Raw genomic sequence first — 19,263 nt, 5'->3', positions numbered from 1 at the left:
AGCCTGCCGCGCCGGAGGCCGGGGGGCAGGGCCCGGGCGGGGCGCGGTCGCCGCTGGCGCGGGTGCGTGCCGCGGCGGACGGGCTGCGCGGCAGGCTGGCCCTCGCGCTGCTGCTCGGCGCCCTCGCCCTCGGGTCGGCCGTCGGGCTGATGGCCGTGTCCGGGTGGCTCGTCTCACGGGCATCCGAACAGCCGCCGGTGATGTACCTGATGGTGGCGGTGACGGCCACCCGGGCCTTCGGCATCGGCCGGTCCGTCTTCCGCTACGCCGAGCGTCTGGTGTCGCACGACGCGGTGCTGCGGATGCTCGCCGAGATGCGCGTCGCCGTCTTCCGCCGGCTGGAGCGGATCTCGCCCGCGGGGCTGGCCCCCAGGCGCCGGGGCGACCTGCTGTCGCGTCTCGTCGCCGATGTGGACGCCCTCCAGGACTACTGGCTGCGGTGGCTGCTGCCGGCCGGGGCCGCCGCGGTCGTCGGCGCGGGCGCGGTGACCTTCACCGCCGTGCTGCTGCCTCAGGCGGGCGCCGTGCTCGCCGCGGGCCTGCTGGTCGCGGGCGTGGGGGTGCCGGTGCTCAGTGGCCGGATCGCCCGCCGGACGGAGCGGCACCTGGCCCCGGCGCGCGGCGACCTGGCCACCGTGGTGGCCGATCTGCTGCGGGGCACGGCGGAGTTGACCGTCGCGGGTGCGCTGCGGACCCGGCTGGCCGAGGCGCGGGCGGCCGACGCCCGGCTGACCCGGATCAGCGCGCAGGGTGCGGCCGTGACGGCGCTCGGCGGCGGTCTGTCCGCGCTGGTCTGCGGCCTCACCGTGGCCGCGACCGCCGTCGTCGGGGTGCAGGCCGTCCACGACGGACGACTCGGCGGGGTGGCGCTCGCGGTGGTGGTCCTGACCCCGCTCGCCGCGTTCGAGACGGTCGCCGGACTGCCCCTCGCCGTGCAGTACCGCAAGCGGGTGGAACGCAGTGCCGAGCGTGTCCACGACGTGCTGGACGCCCCCGAGCCGGTCGCCGAGCCCCGAACCCCGGGCGCCCCTCCCGCGACCGCCTTCCCGCTGGTCCTGCGGGGCGCGGGTGCCACGTACGAGGGCCGGGGGCGGGCCGCGCTGAGCGGTGTCGACCTGACGCTCACGCCGGGCAGCAGGATCGCCGTCGTCGGCGCCTCCGGGTCGGGCAAGACCACGCTGGCCCAGATCCTGCTCCGGTTCCTGGACACGGACCGGGGGACGTACACGATCGGCGGGAGCGACGCCCGCGGCCTGGAAGGCGACGCCGTACGGCGGCTCGTGGGGCTCTGCGCCCAGGACGCCCACATCTTCGACAGCTCCCTGCGGGAGAACCTGCGGCTCGCGCGGCCGGACGCCACGGACGGCGAACTGCGGCACGCGCTGGCCGGAGCACGCCTGCTGGAGTGGGCCGAAGCGCTGCCGGACGGCCTCGACACCCTCGTCGGGGAGCAGGGCGCCCGGCTCTCCGGCGGTCAGCGGCAGCGCCTCGCGCTCGCCAGGGCCCTCCTCGCCCGCTTTCCGGTCCTGGTCCTGGACGAGCCCGCGGAGCATCTCGACCTCGCCACGGCCGACGCGCTCACGGCGGACCTGCTCGCGGCGACCCGCAGCCGCACGGGCGAGGGCCGGGCGACCGTGCTGATCACCCATCGGCTCAAGGGACTTCAGGGCGTCGACGAGGTGGTGGTGCTCGACGGCGGACACGTCGTCCAGCGCGGGACCTACGAGGACCTGGCACTCGTCGACGGGCCGCTGCGCACGATGCTGGAACGCGAGAGGGAGACCGAGGCGGAGCGTTTCCGACTTTCTGTGACAAACGCTCCTCATTAGGCTCCCAGCATGAAGCCGCCCCCGTCCCACGAGCCGTCCGGCGCCGAGACCGCACGATCCGCCTCTGCCGCCCCGGGCACGACGGCCGGGGCGGCCTCCCGGGTGCCGCGGCTGCTGGAGGCGATGCGCTGCATCGGCACCGGTCTGGAGCTGCACACGACGCTGACCCGGATCTGCCGCACCGCCGCCGAGCTCACCGGTGCCCGGTACGCGGCCCTCGGCGTCGTCGACACCGAGGGCGACGGGCTCTCGGACTTCGTGACCCACGGAGTGGGCGACGGCGTCGCGGAGGCGATCGGCCGCAGACCGGACGGCCGGCGCGGGCTGCTGGGAGCGCTGATCCACGAACCGGTCGCCCTGCGGCTGGCCGATCTCACGACCGACCCGCGGGCGGCCGGGTTCCCGGAGGGGCACCCGCCGATGCGGACCTTCCTCGGCGTCCCGGTCCTGGTGCAGGACGAGATCTACGGGAATCTGTATCTGACCGAGAAGGCGGGCGGGGCGGAGTTCGACGACGACGATCTCCAGCTGGTGAAGGTGCTCGCGACCGAGGCGGGCATCGCCGTCGGCAACGCCCGGCTCTACGAGGCCGCCCGGCGCCGGGAGCGGTGGATCGACGGGGCCGTGGCCGTCACCACCGCGCTGCTGGCCGGCGGGGACGCGGACGAGGCGCTGACCGTCGTCGCCGAGCAGGCCCGGCGGCTGGCCGACGCGGCGGCGGGACTGGTGCTGCTGCCTGCCGACGGCGGGGGTCTGGAGATCGTGGCGGCCTCCTCGGACGCCTCAGCGCCCTCCCTCGGAACGGTTGTCCCGGCGGACAGCGCCGTGGTGGCCACACTGCTCGCCGGCGAGTCGCTGGTGACGACGGACGCCGCGACCGACCCGCGGACGGTCACCCGGCTGGGCGCCCCGTACGGTCCGGCGCTGCTGCTGCCGTTGCGCAGCGGCGGCCGGGTGCTCGGGGCGCTCGTCGTGCCGAGGGCCGTGGGCGCCCCGCCGTTCACGGCGGCCGAGCGCGCGCTGGCCGCGCAGTTCGCCTCGCAGGCCGCCCTCGCGCTGATGATGTCGCAGACCCAGCGTGACCGGGAGCGCCTGGCCGTGCTGGAGGACCGCGACCGGATCGCCCGGGATCTGCACGACCTGGTCATCCAGCGGCTGTTCACCGCCGGAATGCTCCTGGAGAGCGCGCAGCGCACCACGGCGGCGCCCGCCGTGCGGGAGGGCGTGGGGAAGGCCGTCGGCGAACTGGACATCACCATCCAGGAGATCCGCAGTGCCGTCTTCGCGCTCCGCCAGGGGCCCGCGGAGGAGCAGGCCGGGCTGTGCGCCCGCATCCTGCGCGAGATCAACATGGCGGCGGTGCCGCTCGGCTTCCGGCCCACCCACCGGTTCGTCGGGCCCGTCGAACCGGGCGTGGGGGAGCTGACCGGCAAGAACCTGATCGCGGCGCTGCGCGAGGCCCTGTCGAACGTCTTCCGGCACGCGGAGGCCTCGTCCATCGAGGTCGTCGTGGACGCGACGGTGACGCTCCCCGACGGATCGGCCGGCGTCCGCATGAGCGTCGGCGACGACGGTGTCGGCCTCCCGGAGGGCGGCCGGCGCAGCGGCCTGCGGAACCTGGCCCGCAGAGCGGAGTCCCTCGGCGGTTCGAGCGGAAACGGACCCGGCATCGGACCGGACGGCGCGGGCACCACCGTCTACTGGGAGGCCCCTCTCTGAGGGGCCTCCCGGGTGACCTCCCCGGCTCGGCGCCCCGGGCCGCACGCCCGCGAGGCGGGCTGCACGCGTGCCCCGGGCTGTACGCGCGCCCCGGGCCGCACGCCCGCGAGGCGGGCCGCACGCGTGCCGCGAGCGGCGCCGGCCGCCCGGGAGAATGCCCCGTCCGCCGTCCCGCTCCCGTCACGGGGTGGACCCCGAAGGCCCGTGGAGCGGCGGGCCGTCGCTCGGGACGTGGTGACCGCTGGGCCAGGTGGCCCTATGACACTCCGGGCTCCCGGGCTCGGCGTACGGGACGGGTCACGATCCCTGGATGTGTGCGAGCAGCCGCAAGCGGATGACCATCCTGCCGGTGGTGCTGGTCGTCCTCCTCGGGACGGCGGCGCCCGCCGCGGCGTCGTCCCGGCCCGAGGCGCGCCCCGCAACGGCCGGCGACCACGGGGAGCGCCGGCCGGCCGGCACCGGCGACGGGGCGCGGGAGCGCCCCCTCCTGCCCGTCACCGGCCGGCTCCGCCCCGCCGCGCTCCTCGCCGTGCCCGGTCACGACGATCCGGCGCCGAGGGACGCGGGCCCACAGGCGCCCGGGATGCTTCCGGGGAGCGGTCCGGTACCGGGCGGACTGCCGCTGCACGGTCCGCTCCCCGGCGACGTACCACCGCCGCACGGACCGGCCCCGGGCGCCTTCCCGCTCCCATGGGCCGCTCCCACCCCTCCGCCCGCCCCCGGCCCCGGGGCGGAGGGCGCGGCACGGCGGGCGCCGGCACCGGACGGGCCGCAGCCCACGGCCGTCCAGGTGGCCCGGCTGTACGCGGAGGCCGCCCGCGCCACGCGGCAGTACGAGCGGGGCCGCCGTGCCGCCGACACGCAGCGGGTCGTGGCCGGCCGGCTCCAGAGAGCCCTCGCGGACCGCAGGTCCCGGCTGGCCCGCCTGCACGACGTCATCGGGGGCGTCGCGCGGGAGCAGTACCGCACGGGTGGGGCGCTCACCCGCACCGCTCGTCTGCTGCTCGCCGACGATCCCGATGCGCTGCTGCGCGGGTTCGAGCTCGCCGCCCAGTCCGAACGCGCGGTCAACCGGCTGCTGGACCACTCCAGGACGGCGGAACGGCGCTACGCCGAGGCCGAGAAGAAGGCCCGGGCGGCCTGGCAGGACCTCGCCGCCCGCACGGCGCGGCTGGCGTCCGTCAAGCGCGGCATCGAGGCGAAGCTGGAGACCGCGCGGTGGAAGCTGCAGGGCGAGGCCGACTCCAGCGTGGCGGCGGGATCCTGCGCGGGAGCCGTGCGGCTGGACCAGCCGGCCCTGCCGCGAGGCAGGGGATGGGTGGCGCCGGTCGAGCGCTACGCGCTGTCCGCCGGCTTCGCGAGCACCGGCGACCGCTGGGCGCGCGGGCACACCGGCCAGGACTTCGCGGTCGACATCGGGACCCCGGTGCGGTCGGCGGGCCCGGGGGTGGTGGAGTCCGTCGCCTGCGGCGGCGCGTTCGGCATCGAGATCGTCGTCCGGCACGACAACGGCTACTACACGCAGTACGCGCACCTGGCCGGGGTGGGTGTCGACCAGGGCGAGCGGGTGCGCACCGGACAGTGGATCGGTCAGGCCGGTACGACGGGCAACTCGACGGGACCCCACCTGCACTTCGAGGTGCGGCTCACGCCGCACCTCGGATCGGGTGTCGACCCGGCCGTCTGGCTGCGGGAGCACGGCGTGCGCCTGTGAGCCCCGGCGGCCCGGGCACCGCCACGCCGCCGGGGCCCGCCGTGCTCCGGTGACCCCGGCGGTCCGTGACGGGGCGCGCCGCGCGTCCCGTCACGGAGGAGGGCCTACCGCCGAGAGGCCGCGCGCCGGGCCAGCAGTTCCTCGATGATCACCGCGACGCCGTCCTCGTTGTTGGCGACCGTCCGTCCGGAAGCCGCCGCGATCACCTCCGGGTGGGCGTTGCCCATGGCGTACGAGGTGCCCGCCCAGGTCAGCATCTCCACGTCGTTCGGCATGTCGCCGAAGGCGACGACCTCGTCCGACGAGATGCCCCGCTCGGCGCAGCACAGCGCGAGGGTGCTGGCCTTGCTCACGCCGTGGCCGCTGATCTCCAGGAGGGCGGTGGGACTGGAGCGGGTGATCGACGCCCGGTCGCCGGCCACCGTGCGGGCGAGGGCGAGGAAGCCGTCGGGGGTCAGCTCCGTGTGGTGCGCCAGCAGCTTCAGCACGGGGGCGCCCTCGCCCGGCCGCGCCTCGTGGAGCAGCTTCTCGGCGGAGGCGACGGTCGCGCCCGGATCCAGGTGGAACGGCGGGTACGCGGGCTCGTAGTGGATGCCGGTGGCCAGTTCGACCGCGAAGGAGGTGCCGGGCGCGGCCTCCCGCAGGGTGCGCACGACATCGAGCGCGGTCGGCCGCGGCAGATCCCGGACGCGGACCAGCGTGCCGCCGGAGTGCAGGTCCACCACGGCGGCGCCGTTGCCGCAGATGGCGAGCCCGTGCCCGTGCACATGGTCGCTGACGACGTCCATCCAGCGGGCGGGACGGCCGGTGACGAAGAAGACCTCGATGCCGGCCTCCTCGGCGGCCGCGAGGGCGGCGATCGTCCGATCCGACACGGACTTGTCGTCACGCAGGAGCGTGCCGTCCAGGTCGGTGGCGATCAGCCGGGGGACAGCGGGCAGGGGCCGGGGATCGATATCAGTCGTCACCGGGTCATTCTCGCTCACGAGGTGCACGGGCGTGCGAGAGGTCGCACATCTGAGTGATCGATCATGTGCGGGGGGTGTCCGGCCGGATCCCCTCCGCACACGTCCGTGCCGCGCTCAGGCCAGCTGGGCGGGCGCCTCGGTGGCGATCTTCTCGAAGACGCCCTGGTCGGCGGCGAAGTCCGAGCCGGCGATCGGCCAGTGGACCACGATATCGGTGAAGCCGAGGTCGCGATGGCGGCCGGCGAAGTCCACGAAGGCGTCGACCGAGTCCAGCGGGCGGGTGCGGTCCGGGGTGAAGCCGGTCAGCAGGATCTTGTCCAGGTCCGCCACGTCCCGGCCCGTCTCGGCACAGGCCGCGCCGAGCCTGGCGATCTGGCCGCGCAGCGCCTCGACGGACTGCTCGGGCGTGCCCGCCTCGTACAGCTTCGGGTCGCCCGTGGTCACCCACGCCCGACCGTACGCCGCGGCCAGCCGCAGCCCCCGGGGCCCGGTCGCCGCCACGGCGAAGGGAAGGCGGGGCCGCTGGAGGCAGCCGGGGACGTTCCTGGCCTCCTCGGCGGAGTAGAAGTCGCCGCGCTGCGAGAGGGCGTCCTGGGTCAGCAGCCCGTCCAGCAGCGCCACGAACTCGGCGAACCGGTCGGCGCGTTCGCGCGGGGTCCACGGCTCCTGACCCAGGGCGGTGGCGTCGAAGCCGTTGCCGCCCGCGCCGATGCCGAGGGTGACGCGGCCGCCGGAGACGTCGTCGAGCGAGATCAGCTCCTTGGCGAGGGTCACGGGGTGCCGGAAGTTCGGCGAGGTGACGAGGGTGCCCAGGCGGATCCGCCCGGTGGCGGTGGCGGCGGCGGTGAGCGTGGGCAGGGCGCCGAACCAGGGGCTGTCACGGAAGGAGCGCCAGGACAGGTGGTCGTAGGTGTACGCGGCGTGGAAGCCGAGCTCCTCGGCGCGCTGCCACGTCGCGCGGCCCCCCTCGTGCCAGCGGTCGACGGGGAGGATCACGGTGCTCAGGCGCAGAGTCATGCCCCGAGCCTACGTGCGCCCCGGCGCCGCCCGTGATGCCGCCGGGTGTCGCCGGGCCGGGGTGTCAGCCGCCGGGGAAGCGGATGTACCGCGCCGGGACGGACGAGGTGAGCCACACCCCGTTGGCGCTGACGCGGAAGACATGGCCGGCGCGGTGGAGGGCGCCGGCGTGCACCGGCAGGACGACCGGGCGGCCGCGGCGGGCCCCGACCCGGGTGGCGGTCTCCCGGTCGGGCGAGAGGTGGACGTCGTGGCGGTCCATGGGCCGCAGGCCCTCCGAGCGGATCGCGTCCAGATTGCGGGCGACGGTGCCGTGGTACAGGTACTCCGGCGGCTCGGACGGCGCGAGCCCGAGGTCGACCTCGACGGTGTGCCCCTGGTTGGCGCGGATCCGCCCGCCGTCGATCGTGAAGCGCTGCTTGTCGTTGGCCGCCACCACGTGGTCGAGCTCGGCCCGGGTGAACGGGAAGCCGTGGGCCTCCGCCGCGCGGATCAGCTCGTCCACGGGCACCCAGCCGTTGGCGTCGAGGGTGAGGCCGATGCGTTCCGGCTGGTGGCGCAGGTGTTTCGAGAGGTACTTCGACACCTTCACGGTGCGCCGGTCGTCCGGTGGCTCATCGGCTGGTCCTGTGGTCATATCGGCAGGGTGCCTCTCGGGATGTCGTGGACGCCACTCGAATTTCTGGGAACCGGATGTTTGATCCACAGCCAACTCGACTTATCCACAGGTAATTTGACGATTCTGTGGACAACACCCGTGCGTGGCAACCGTTGTGAGCAACAAGCCTGCCTTGTGCGGCAATTGTGACAAATCGACTCAAAACCCTCACGGTTCCACGCTGTTCGGCATCCCCACGTCAACACCCCGCAGCAGCAACGCCGGACGCCAAGTCTCCGTACAACACCGCGTCCCTCCACCGAGGTTCGCGCCGACTTCACAGCGGAGGCTTGATCCTCGCCGTCGCCCGCAGCAGCTTCGGCGCGAGGCGGGACAGCAGATGGGCGAGGCGCGCCTCGGGGGTCACGGGGACCACGGCGCGGTTCGTCAGCACGGCGCGCAGAATCGCGTCCGCCACCTTCTCCGCAGGGTAGTTGCGCATCCCGTACAGCCGCGCGGACCGCTTCCTCAGACGCTGCTGTTCCGCCGCGTCGACGCCGGTGAAGCGCGCGGTGGACGTGATGCCCGTGTCGACGATGCCCGGGCAGATCGCCGACACGCCGATGCCCCGGCCCGCCAGTTCGGCGCGCAGGCACTCGCTGAGCATGAGCACCGAGGCCTTCGAGGTGCTGTAGGCGGGCAGGGTCCGAGAGGGCAGGAACGCCGCGGCGGAGGCGGTGTTGACGATGTGCCCGCCCTGGCCGCGCTCGGCCATCCGGCGGCCGAAGAGACGGCAGCCGTGGATGACTCCCCAGAGGTTCACGTCCAGGACCTGCCTCCAGTCCTCCGTCCCGGTGTCGAGGAACGAACCGGCAAGCCCGACACCGGCGTTGTTGACCAGCACGTCCACCACACCGTGCTCGGCCGTGACCCTCTCCGCCAGCTTCTCCATCGCCTGCTCGTCGGCGACGTCCACCGCCTCCGCCCACGCCCCGGCCGCCCCCGCCGCCCGTGCCGACTCGGCTGTGCGGGCGGCCCCTTCGGCGTCCCGGTCCACCACGACCACCCGGGCCCCGGCACCGGCGAAGGCGAGCGCCGTGGCCCGCCCGATACCGCTCGCCGCACCCGTGACCAGGACGAGCTGCCCTCCGAACCGCTGCCCGTACGCGTCCTGGCGGGGTGCCGCGGACGCCGTGGCGTCCGGTGCCCCGCCTTCGTTCAGGGTGACGAACTCGGCGATCCAGGACGCGAGATGGTCGGGCCGGGTGCGGGGGATCCAGTGCTTCGCCGGCAGGGTGCGCCGGGTGAGCCGGGGCACCCAGGCGTCCAGGTCGTCGTAGAGCCGCTCGGAGAGGAAGGCGTCACCGGTCGGCGTGATCAGCTGGACCGGGGTGTGCGCGTGCGCGTCGGGGCGCGGACGCCGCAGCCGGGCACGGATGTTGTCGCGGTAGAGCCAGGCGCCGTGGGCGGCGTCCCGGGGCAGCGAGGCCGTCGGGTAGTCCCCGGACGGCACGCCCTCGGCCCGCTCCAGCATCCTCGGCCACTGCCTGCCCAGCGGTCCCCGCCAGGCCAGTTCGGGGAGCACAGGGGTGTGGAGGAGGTAGACGTACCAGGACTTGGCTCCCTGGCCCAGCAGTTGGCCGACGCGGCGCGGGGTCGGGCGGCTCGTCCGCCGCTTGATCCAGTGCCCGAAATGGTCCAGCGACGGGCCCGACATGGAGGTGAAGGAGGCGATGCGCCCCTCGGTCCGGGCGACGGTGACGAACTCCCACCCCTGCACCGAACCCCAGTCGTGCCCGACGAGGTGGACCGGCCGGTCCGGGCTCACGGCGTCGGCGACGGCCAGGAAGTCGTCCGTCAGCTTCTCCAGCGTGAACCCGCCCCGCAGCGGCTTCGGCGCGGAGGAGCGGCCATGGCCCCGGACGTCGTACAGCACCACGTGGAAGCGGTCCGCCAGACGCGACGCGACCTCGGCCCAGACCTCCTTGCTGTCCGGATAGCCGTGGACCAGCACCACCGTCGGGCGGCCGGCGTCGCCGAGCTCGGCGACGCACAGGTCGACCCCGCCCGTCCGGACCCGGCGCTCGCGCGCCCCCTGCAGACCTTCGACGCCCACCGGTGCGCCCCTCCCTGTCCGGTCCCGCACGATGCCACCCGACGAATCTGACCATGGCCCGCGGCCGCGTCAAGGGCGCCCGCCCCCCGGCGGTGCCGGGCGGCCCCGACGGGGGAAACCCCCACTCAGGTCGCATGCCCCCTCGGGGTGCCGTACCTCTGGAGTCGGAGAAGGTCGGGCCGCGAGAGTGACGTCGGATGTGGTGCGCGCCACTACGGTCGAGGTGTGACTGTGATCGTGACCGAAAGCCTGAGCAAGCGGTTCCCCAGGGTGACCGCGCTTGACCGGCTCTCGTTGGACATCGGCCCCGGTGTGACCGGCCTGGTGGGCGCCAACGGAGCCGGCAAGTCCACGTTGATCAAGATCCTGCTGGGTCTGTCCCCCGCCTCCGAGGGCCGCGCCGCCGTGCTCGGCCTCGACGTGGCCACGAGCGGCGCCGAGATCCGTGAGCGCGTCGGCTACATGCCCGAGCACGACTGCCTGCCGCCCGACGTCTCGGCCACCGAGTTCGTCGTCCACATGGCGCGCATGTCGGGCCTGCCGCCGACCGCGGCCCGCGAGCGCACCGCCGACACGCTTCGCCATGTGGGCCTGTACGAGGAGCGCTACCGGCCCATCGGCGGCTACTCGACCGGTATGAAGCAGCGCGTGAAGCTCGCGCAGGCCCTCGTCCACGACCCGCAGCTGGTGCTGCTGGACGAGCCGACGAACGGCCTCGACCCGGTCGGCCGCGACGAGATGCTGGGCCTGATCCGCCGGATCCACACGGACTTCGGCATCTCGGTCCTCGTCACCTCCCACCTGCTGGGCGAGCTGGAGCGCACCTGCGACCACGTCGTCGTCATCGACGGCGGCAGCCTGCTGCGCTCCAGCTCCACCAAGGACTTCACCCAGGCCACCGCGACCCTCGCGGTCGAGGTCACCGACTCCGACACCCACCCGGACGGCACCGCGGCCCTGCGGACGGCGCTCAGCGCCGCCGGGGTCCGGATCCACGAGGGCACGGAGGAGGGCCTGCCGGGCGCGGGCCACATCCTGCTGCTGGAGGCGGCCGGCGAGGAGACGTACGACACCGTCCGGGACACCGTCGCCGACCTCGGCCTCGGGCTCGTACGGATGGAACAGCGCCGCCACCACATCGCCGAGGTCTTCCGTCCCGCCGCGGCCGGCGCCGCGGACGACGGCGGACACGACGGCACACGGGCCGGCGACGGCAGGGACGACGAGACCGGCACGGCGACGCCGGCCGGCAGGGAGGTGCAGGCCCGGTGAGCACCCACACCCCCGGGGCGCCCGATGCCACGCGGATCCACAACATCGGATACCGCAACTACGACGGCCCCCGCCTCGGCCGCGCCTACGCGCGCCGCTCGCTCTACTCGCAGTCCCTGCGCGGCTCCTTCGGACTCGGCCGGTCGGCCAAGTCGAAGGTCCTGCCGATGATCCTCATGGGCATCATGTGCCTGGTCGCGGCCATCATGGTCGCGGTCGCCGTCGCGGTGCCCAACACGACCGAGCTGCCGGTGGAGTACACCCGCTACGCGATCGTGATGCAGGCGCTCATCGGCCTGTTCCTCGCGGCGCAGGCCCCGCAGTCGGTCTCCCGGGACCTGCGGTTCAAGTCCGTCCCGCTGTACTTCTCCCGCCCGATCGAGCGGGTGGACTACGTGGTCGCCAAGTTCGCCGCCATGGCCTCGGCGCTGTTCGTCCTCACGGGCACGCCGCTGGTGATCCTCTACCTGGGCGCGATGCTGGCGAAGTTCGACTTCACCGACCAGACGAAGGGCTTCGCGCAGGGCATGGTCTCCGTGGCACTCCTGTCCGTCCTCTTCGGCGGGATCGGCCTGGTGCTCGCCGCCCTCACCCCCCGGCGCGGCTTCGGTGTCGCCGCCGTGATCGCGACGCTGACCATCACGTACGGAGCGGTCTCCACCGTGCAGGCGATCGCCTGGGAGACCGGGTCGTCCGGCGCGATCCAGTGGCTCGGCCTGTTCTCGCCGGTCACGCTCGTCGACGGGGTGCAGACCGCCTTCCTGGGCGCCGAATCGGCCTTCCCCGGCGGTTCCGGGCCGGGCGCCGGCGCCGGCGCGGTCTATCTGCTCGTCGTCCTCGCGCTGATCGCCGGCTGCTACGCCGTGCTGATGCGCCGCTATCGGAAGGTGGGGCTGTGACCTCAGTCAGCATCGAGCACGCCTCGCGCTGGTTCGGCAACGTGGTCGCCGTCAACGACGTGACCATGGACATCGGCCCCGGTGTGACCGGCCTGCTCGGCCCGAACGGCGCGGGCAAGTCCACGCTCATCAACATGATGGGCGGCTTCCTCGCCCCCTCCACCGGCACGGTCACCCTCGACGGGCAGCCGATCTGGCGCAACGAGTCGGTGTACCGGCAGATCGGCGTCGTCCCCGAGCGGGAGGCGATGTACGACTTCCTCACCGGCCGCGACTTCGTCGTCGCCAACGCCGAACTGCACGGGCTCGACGCCCGCGCGGCGCAGCGGGCGCTCGCCACGGTCGAGATGGAGTACGCCCAGGACCGCAAGATCTCGACGTACAGCAAGGGCATGCGCCAGCGCGTGAAGATGGCGTCCGCGCTGGTCCACGACCCGGCGGTGCTGCTGCTCGACGAGCCGTTCAACGGTATGGATCCGCGTCAGCGGATGCAGCTGATGGACCTGCTGCGCCGCATGGGAGCAGAGGGCCGGACCGTGCTCTTCTCCTCCCACATCCTGGAGGAGGTCGAGCAGCTCGCCTCCCACATCGAGGTGATCGTCGCCGGCCGCCATGCGGCCAGCGGCGACTTCCGCCGGATCCGGCGGCTGATGACCGACCGCCCGCACCGCTATCTGGTGCGCTCCAGCGACGACCGGGCGCTCGCGGCCGCGCTGATCGCGGACCCGTCGACGGCCGGCATCGAGGTCGACGTCACCGAGGGGGCGCTGCGCATCCAGGCCGTCGACTTCGGCCGGTTCACCGAACTGCTGCCGAGGGTCGCCCGTGAGCACTCGATCCGGCTGCTGACGGTCTCGCCGTCCGACGAGTCCCTCGAATCGGTCTTCTCCTACCTCGTAGCGGCCTGAAAGGAGCTGTGACGCACATGTACCACCCCACAGTCGCCCGGCTCACCTACAAGGCCGTCCTCGGACGGCGGCGCGCCGCGATCCTCTTCGTACTGCCCGCCCTGCTGCTGCTGATCGCGGTCGCGGTGCGGATGCTGAACGGTGTCGACGACCAGGTGGCCGCCGACGTCCTCGGCGGCTTCGCGCTGGCCACGATGGTCCCGCTGATCGGCGTGATCGCCGGCACCGGGGCGATCAGTCCCGAGATCGACGACGGATCGATCGTCTATCTGCTCTCCAAGCCGGTGAAGCGGCCGACGATCGTCTTCACCAAGCTGATCGTCGCGATCGCCGTGACCATGGCCTTCTCGGCGGTGCCCACCTTCGTCGCGGGCCTGATCCTGAACGGCAACGGCCAGCAGGTCGCCGTCGCCTACACGGTCGCCGCGCTGGTCTCCTCGATCGCCTACAGCGCGCTGTTCCTGCTGCTCGGCACGGTCAGCCGGCACGCGGTCGTCATCGGCCTCGTCTACGCCCTGGTGTGGGAGACGCTCTTCGGCAGCCTGGTGCCCGGCGCGCGGACGCTCAGCGTCCAGCAGTGGGCGCTGTCGCTCGCCGAACGCATCGCCGGTGACGGCCTGGTCGGCTCGGACGTCGGCCTGCCGGCGGCGGTGGCGCTGCTCGCCGGGGTGACCGTGGCCGCGACCTGGTACGCGGGGCAGAAGCTGCGCACCCTCACTCTCGCCGGCGAGGAGTAGGACCTACCGGGAGCACGCGCCCCGGTGGCCGGGGCGAGAGGTCGCCGCGGGGCGGGAGCCGGTGCGCTCCCGCCCCGCGGGCCTGTGTGCCGGGCGGGCGGGGCGTCAGACCGTGCGGTCGCGGGCGGCCGCCAGCCCCACCGCCGCGGCCACCGCACAGACCCCCAGCATCATCGCCAGCGGCACGGTCCAGCCGCCGGTCGCCTCGTGCACCGTGCCGGCGGCCGCCGGCCCCAGGGCGGCGAGCAGATAGCCGACCGCCTGTGTCATCCCGGACAGCCGGGCGGCCGTGGCCGCCGTGCCGGTGCGCAGCACGATGAGCGTCAGGGCGAGGGCGAGCGCACCGCCCTGCCCGATGCCGAGGACCGCCGACCACAGCCACGCACCGCCCGCCGGATCGGCCATCAGTCCGGCGAAGCCCGCCGCCACCAGCGAGGTGACGGCCACGACCAGGGGCCGCTGGTCGCGCATCCGTCCGGCCAGGAGCGGCACCACGAACGCGCTCGCCACCTGGACGAGGTTGTTGAAGGCGAAGACCAGGCCGGCGGTGGAGGCCTCCGTCCCGTGGTCGGTGAGGATCGTGGGCATCCAGGCGATCAGCACGTAGGACCACAGCGACTGCAGCCCCATGAAGAGGGTGACCTGCCACGCGAGGGCGGACCGCCACACGCTCCGCGCCGGGCCGGGGACGGGCGCAGCGCGGACCCCGTGTCCGGTACGGCCCCGGGCGACGAGCACCTGGGGCAGCCAGGCCAGCGCCGCGACCGCCGCGAGCAGCGACCAGGACGCCAGTGACGCCTGCCAGCTGCCGCCGAACGCCCGCTCCAGCGGCACGGACGCGGCCGCGGCCAGGGTCGCCCCGGCGATCATCGCGCCCGTGTAGAGGGAGGTCATCGACGCCGCCCGGTCCGGGAAGTCGCGCTTGATCAGGCCCGGCATCAGGACGTTGAGCAGGGCGATCGCCGTCCCGACCAGCACACCGCCGCCGTACAGCGCGACGACCGAGGGCAGGACGCGCACGGAGATGCCGGCCGCCAGGAGCAGCAGCGCGGCGAACAGCACCCGTTCGGTGCCGAAGCGGCGGCCGAGCCGGGGGGCGACCAGGGCGCCGGCGCCGAGGAAGAGCACCGGAACCGAGGTCACCAGGCTGGTCGCGGCCGACGACAGCCCGAAGGCCCCGCCGATCTCGCCGGCCAGCGGTGACACGCTCGCCAGGGCCGCGCGCATGTTGAGCGAGGCGAGGACGACACCGGTGAGCAGCACAGCGGGCCGGGCGAGCAGGGCCCGCCGGGCGGCCCTGCCCTCGGCCGACGGCCGGACGTCGGCCTCGGCGTCGGGGGGCAGGAGGAGGGGGTGCGGTCCGGATTCCGGGCGTGCCAAGGCGAACACCTTTCTGGTGGTGACCGTCGGGTGCGGGCCTCGGGCGGGGCGAGGGCCTTCCGGCGATGGAGGGGAGGGAGGGGCGCGGAGGCCGGTCAGGTCGCCCGGCGGGCGGTCAGCGCGCGCACGGTGTCGATGGGGACCCCGAGGAGGTCGCGGGCGGCCCGCTCGGCGGCGGCCGGGTCGCCGCTCTCGACGGCGTCGACGAGGGCGGTGTGCGCGGCGATGTCGACCGGCGGCATCTCGTGGTCGCCGAGTGCGTGGACCAGCACCTCGTGCACCTGGGCGGAGAAGAAGCGGTACACCTCGACGAAGGCGGAGTTGTGGGTGGCCTCGACGACCGCGAGGTGGAACGCCACGTCGGCGTCCGCGTCCCGGTCCCCCTCGGCCACCACGGTCGCCAGGGCGTCCCGCAGCCGCTGCAGGTCCGTCGCGGTGTGCCGCTCGGCGGCCAGCCGCGCGGCCTCGGCCTCCAGGGCGACGCGCAGTTCGAGCACCTCCAGGGCGTCGGCACGGCGCATGTGGCGCAGGACGGCGGCCGGGTCGGCGGTGGACCGCACGAAGGTGCCGTTGCCCTGACGGGACTCCAGCAGTCCGGCGTGGACGAGGACCCGCACGGCCTCGCGCACGGTGTTGCGCCCGACGCCGAGCTGGTCCGCGAGTTCGTGTTCGGTGGGGATGCGGTCGCCGACGGACCATTCGCCTCGGGCCAGCTCGGCACGGAGCGCCTCGACGACGGTGTCGACGAGGGACGTGCGTCCGGCGGTCCGCAGAGCGGTCACGGGGATCCTCCTGCCCGGGGTGGTTGCCCGGTCATCCTACAACCGGATGGATGCATGATGAAACCATTGCGCGGTGGGTCCGTGCGTCCTAGGGCTCGCGCCGGAGCGCGGCCGGGCCCACGGCCCGATACGGCGCCCGGCCGGTGCGGCCTAGCGTCGGATCATGACGAAAATCGCGCTCATCGGCACAGGACATGTGGGTCGGGCCCTCGCCCCGGCCTTCGCGAAGGCCGGCCACGAGGTGCTGTTCGGCTCCCGTGAGCCGGACGCCAGAACGGACCTCGACCACCCGGTGGTGACGGTCGCCGAGGCGGCCGCGCAGGGGGAGATCGTCGTCAACGCCACACCGGGGACCGACTCCGTGGCGCTGCTCGCCCCACTGGCCGGGCCGCTGGCGGGCAAGGTGCTGCTGGACATCGCGGTGGGCCTCACCGCCGAGTCGGGGCTCGCCCACCCCAACTCCAGCGTCTCGGAGGAGATCCAGCGGGCCCTCCCGGACACCCGGGTGGTCAAGAGCCTGTCCACCATGGACTCCACGGCGATGACCGCGCCCGGCGAACTGTCCGGTCCCGGCACGGTGTTCGTCTCCGGTGACGACGAGGCGGCGAAGCGCAGCGTCGAGTCGCTGCTGCACGACCTCGGCTGGCCGGCGGACTCCGTGATGGACCTGGGGGAGCTGCGGACCGCCCGTGGGCAGGAGCACTTCGCGCTGCTGTTCATGGGCATCGCCGAGTCGATCGGAACGTACACCTTCGGGATCCGCGTGGTGCGCTGAGGCCGCGTCACCGCCGAGTGGGCCGTGCCGTCCCCCGTGCGTCGGCGTACGCCCGCGGCCGGGCGGAAATCCGGTGGCACCGGGACGGCGGGCGCGGCAGAGTTGTCCTGCCGGCACCGCACACACGTGCGAGACCGGCGGCACGGACCGGGAAAAGAGCACGGCGACGACGCGGAGTTCGAGTCCCCGTCCGCAGGGCTCTCTTCCGGGCAGGACCGGGCAGGCAGCAGCGGGGTGGAGCCGCCGCCGCGCGCCGTCCGGTGTCACTGCCCAGGGGGCGGCCGCTTCGAGCGCGCATCCGCGCGGGCCGCCCCCTCCCGGCCCCTCGTGCGAGGTCTCCGCCCGGATCGGGCGAACCCCGCGGTGCCCGGAGGGAGGACCGCTCAGGCCGCGAGCAGCTGCTCCAGCACCACCGCGATGCCGTCCGCGTCGTTGGACGCGGTGATCTCGTGGGCCACGGCCTTGAGCTCGTCGTGCGCGTTCGCCATCGCCACGCCGTGCGCGGCCCAGCCGAACATCGGGATGTCGTTGGGCATGTCGCCGAACGCGATGGTGTCCGCGCCGCGGACGCCCAGCCGGCGGGCGGCCAGCGAGAGCCCGGTCGCCTTGCTCAGCCCGAGCGGCAGGATCTCGACTATCCCCGGGCCCGCCATCACCACGTCCACCAGGCTGCCGACCGTCGCCCTGGCGGCCCGGGTCAGCTCGTCGTCGCCCAGCTCGGGGTGCTGGATGTAGAGCTTGTTCAGCGGCGCCGCCCACAGCTCGGACGGGTCCTTCATCGGCGTGTACGGCAGCGGCCCGCCCTGCGCCCGGTAGCCGGGCGCGATCAGCACCTCGCCGTCCAGGCCGTCCCGGCTCGCGGCGAGGGCCAGCGGCCCGACCTCCGCCTCGATCTTGGACAGGGCCAGGCCCGCCAGCTGCCGGTCCAGCGTGAGGGAGGTCAGCAGCCGGTGCTCACCGGCGTGGTAGACCTGCGCGCCCTGGCCGCACACCGCGAGACCGTCGTAGCCGAGGTCGTCGAGGATGTGCCGCGTCCACGGGACGGCGCGTCCCGTCACGACGATGTGCGCCGCTCCCGCCGCGGTGACCGCGGCGAGAGCGTCCCGGGTGCGCTGCGCGACGGTGCCGTCGCTCTGCAGCAGCGTGCCGTCGAGATCCGTGGCGACGAGCTTGTACGGGAACGGGGCGGTGCTCACGTGGCGATCGGCTCCAGCACCTCGCGGCCGCCCAGGTAGGGACGGAGCACCTCGGGGACCCGGACCGAACCGTCGGCCAGCTGGTGGTTCTCCAGGATCGCCACGATCGTGCGCGGGACGGCGCACAGGGTGCCGTTCAGCGTCGCCAGCGGCTGGACCTTCTTGCCGTCACGCATGCGCACCGACAGCCGGCGGGCCTGGAAGGAGTCGCAGTTCGACGCGGAGGTCAGCTCGCGGTACTTGCCCTGGGTCGGGATCCACGCCTCGCAGTCGTACTTGCGCGACGCCGAGGCGCCGAGGTCGCCGGAGGCCACGTCGATCACCTGGAAGGGCAGCTCCAGGCCGGTGAGCCACTGCTTCTCCCACTCCAGGAGGCGCTTGTGCTCCGCCTCGGCGTCCTCCGGGGCCACGTACGAGAACATCTCCACCTTGTCGAACTGGTGGACCCGGAAGATGCCCCGGGTGTCCTTGCCGTACGTGCCGGCCTCACGGCGGAAGCAGGGCGAGAATCCGGCGTAGCGCAGCGGCAGCTTGTCCGCCTCGATGATCTCGTCCATGTGGTACGCGGCGAGCGGGACCTCGGAGGTGCCGACCAGGTAGTAGTCGTCCCGCTCCAGGTGGTAGACGTTCTCCGCGGCCTGGCCGAGGAAGCCGGTGCCCTCCATGGCCCGGGGGCGGACCAGCGCCGGGGTGAGCATCGGCACGAAGCCCGCCTCGGTGGCCTGGGCGATGGCCGCGTTGACCAGGGCCAGCTCCAGCAGCGCGCCGACACCCGTCAGGTAGTAGAAGCGCGAGCCGGAGACCTTGGCACCGCGCTCGACGTCGATGGCGCCCAGGGCCTCGCCGAGCTCCAGGTGGTCCCTGGGCTCGAAGCCCTCGGCCCCGAAGTCGCGGATGGTCCCGTGCGTCTCCAGGACGACGAAGTCCTCCTCGCCGCCGACCGGGACGTCCTCGTGGACGAGGTTGCCCATCTTCAGCAGCAGCTGCCGGGCCTCGTCGTCGGCCTCGTTCTGCGCGGCCTCGGCGGACTTGACGTCGGTCTTGAGCTGCTCGGCCTTCCGGAGGAGCTCGGCGCGCTCCTCCGGGGTGGCCCGGGGGATGAGCTTGCCGAGCGACCTCTGCTCGGAGCGCAGCTCGTCGAAGCGGAGGCCGGAGGACCGTCGCCGCTCGTCGGCCAAGAGCAGGGCGTCGACGAGGTCGACGTCCTCTCCACGGGCGCGCTGGGAGGCGCGGACTCGGTCGGGGTCCTCACGGAGCAGACGAAGGTCAATCACCCCACCAGGCTACCGGTGCCGACTCCGGCCACCCCACCGGATAAACCATGCGTGTCGCTTTGCCCGAATTGCGAGAATT

At 73.8% G+C, this 19,263-nt stretch carries 16 protein-coding genes; 8 read left to right on the top strand and 8 right to left on the bottom strand.

From position 1 onward, the window contains the following. The 3 genes from cydC to EAO77_RS07065 all read left to right on the top strand — a co-directional run. Positions 1–1,829 (top strand): thiol reductant ABC exporter subunit CydC (gene cydC / locus EAO77_RS07075; RefSeq protein ID WP_147989005.1); only part of this gene is annotated, 1,829 nt, incomplete at its 5' end. 9 nt (positions 1,830–1,838) lie between these two features. After that, positions 1,839–3,548 (top strand): GAF domain-containing sensor histidine kinase, encoded by a 1,710-nt coding sequence (locus EAO77_RS07070; protein ID WP_147987197.1) that lies wholly within the window; start codon positions 1,839–1,841, stop codon positions 3,546–3,548. Positions 3,549–3,858: 310 nt separating this feature from the next. Then, positions 3,859–5,262: a M23 family metallopeptidase gene (locus EAO77_RS07065; protein ID WP_315986080.1), complete on the top strand. Its 1,404-nt coding sequence runs from the start codon at positions 3,859–3,861 to the stop codon at positions 5,260–5,262. 104 nt (positions 5,263–5,366) lie between these two features. Here the strand turns inward: EAO77_RS07065 and EAO77_RS07060 are convergent, their stop codons facing one another. The 4 genes from EAO77_RS07060 to EAO77_RS07045 form a co-directional block, all read right to left on the bottom strand. After that, entirely contained in the window at positions 5,367–6,230 is an 864-nt protein-coding gene (locus EAO77_RS07060) for an HAD hydrolase family protein (RefSeq protein WP_147987196.1), read from the bottom strand. Positions 6,231–6,344: 114 nt separating this feature from the next. Further along, the gene (locus EAO77_RS07055) at positions 6,345–7,247 is read right to left on the bottom strand and encodes an LLM class flavin-dependent oxidoreductase (RefSeq protein ID WP_147987195.1); all 903 of its coding nucleotides are present in this window, start codon (positions 7,245–7,247) and stop codon (positions 6,345–6,347) included. A 64-nt stretch (positions 7,248–7,311) separates the two neighbouring features. Then, on the bottom strand, positions 7,312–7,884 hold the full coding sequence (locus tag EAO77_RS07050; protein WP_147987194.1) for an RNA 2'-phosphotransferase: 573 nt from the start codon (positions 7,882–7,884) through the stop codon (positions 7,312–7,314). A 298-nt stretch (positions 7,885–8,182) separates the two neighbouring features. Further along, positions 8,183–9,961, bottom strand: a complete 1,779-nt coding sequence (locus EAO77_RS07045) for an SDR family oxidoreductase (protein ID WP_147987193.1) — start codon at positions 9,959–9,961, stop codon at positions 8,183–8,185. A 231-nt stretch (positions 9,962–10,192) separates the two neighbouring features. Here EAO77_RS07045 and EAO77_RS07040 point away from each other — a divergent pair, with 231 nt between their 5' ends. The 4 genes from EAO77_RS07040 to EAO77_RS07025 are packed head-to-tail and all read left to right on the top strand — an operon-like array spanning position 10,193 to position 13,777. Further along, positions 10,193–11,233, top strand: a complete 1,041-nt coding sequence (locus EAO77_RS07040; protein WP_147989003.1) for an ABC transporter ATP-binding protein — start codon at positions 10,193–10,195, stop codon at positions 11,231–11,233. Further along, positions 11,230–12,132, top strand: coding sequence for an ABC transporter permease (locus tag EAO77_RS07035; protein ID WP_147987192.1), 903 nt, complete (start codon positions 11,230–11,232; stop codon positions 12,130–12,132). The genes EAO77_RS07040 and EAO77_RS07035 overlap by 4 nt, the downstream gene beginning before the upstream one ends. Continuing rightward, on the top strand, positions 12,129–13,040 hold the full coding sequence (locus EAO77_RS07030) for an ABC transporter ATP-binding protein (protein WP_147987191.1): 912 nt from the start codon (positions 12,129–12,131) through the stop codon (positions 13,038–13,040). The genes EAO77_RS07035 and EAO77_RS07030 overlap by 4 nt, the downstream gene beginning before the upstream one ends. A gap of 17 nt (positions 13,041–13,057) precedes the next feature. Continuing rightward, positions 13,058–13,777, top strand: a complete 720-nt coding sequence (locus EAO77_RS07025) for an ABC transporter permease (RefSeq protein WP_147987190.1) — start codon at positions 13,058–13,060, stop codon at positions 13,775–13,777. A gap of 105 nt (positions 13,778–13,882) precedes the next feature. On the opposite strand, the gene EAO77_RS07020 is transcribed toward EAO77_RS07025, so the two are convergent. Together EAO77_RS07020 and EAO77_RS07015 are read right to left on the bottom strand one after the other, a co-directional pair. Then, complete coding sequence (locus EAO77_RS07020; protein WP_147987189.1) at positions 13,883–15,157, bottom strand: CynX/NimT family MFS transporter; 1,275 nt, start codon at positions 15,155–15,157, stop codon at positions 13,883–13,885. Between the two features lie 95 nt (positions 15,158–15,252). After that, positions 15,253–15,939: a FadR/GntR family transcriptional regulator gene (locus EAO77_RS07015; RefSeq protein WP_147987188.1), complete on the bottom strand. Its 687-nt coding sequence runs from the start codon at positions 15,937–15,939 to the stop codon at positions 15,253–15,255. A 163-nt stretch (positions 15,940–16,102) separates the two neighbouring features. Here EAO77_RS07015 and EAO77_RS07010 point away from each other — a divergent pair, with 163 nt between their 5' ends. Further along, positions 16,103–16,714: an NADPH-dependent F420 reductase gene (locus EAO77_RS07010; RefSeq protein ID WP_147987187.1), complete on the top strand. Its 612-nt coding sequence runs from the start codon at positions 16,103–16,105 to the stop codon at positions 16,712–16,714. 383 nt (positions 16,715–17,097) lie between these two features. On the opposite strand, the gene EAO77_RS07005 is transcribed toward EAO77_RS07010, so the two are convergent. After that, complete coding sequence (locus EAO77_RS07005) at positions 17,098–17,910, bottom strand: HAD family hydrolase (protein ID WP_147987186.1); 813 nt, start codon at positions 17,908–17,910, stop codon at positions 17,098–17,100. Then, positions 17,907–19,184, bottom strand: a complete 1,278-nt coding sequence (gene serS / locus EAO77_RS07000) for a serine--tRNA ligase (RefSeq protein ID WP_147987185.1) — start codon at positions 19,182–19,184, stop codon at positions 17,907–17,909. The genes EAO77_RS07005 and serS overlap by 4 nt, the downstream gene beginning before the upstream one ends. Positions 19,185–19,263: the final 79 nt, after the last annotated feature.

This window comes from Streptomyces sp. T39 (genome assembly GCF_008042045.1).
In the GTDB taxonomy this organism is placed as follows: domain Bacteria; phylum Actinomycetota; class Actinomycetes; order Streptomycetales; family Streptomycetaceae; genus Streptomyces.
This window is presented reverse-complemented; position numbering and strand designations above follow the sequence as displayed.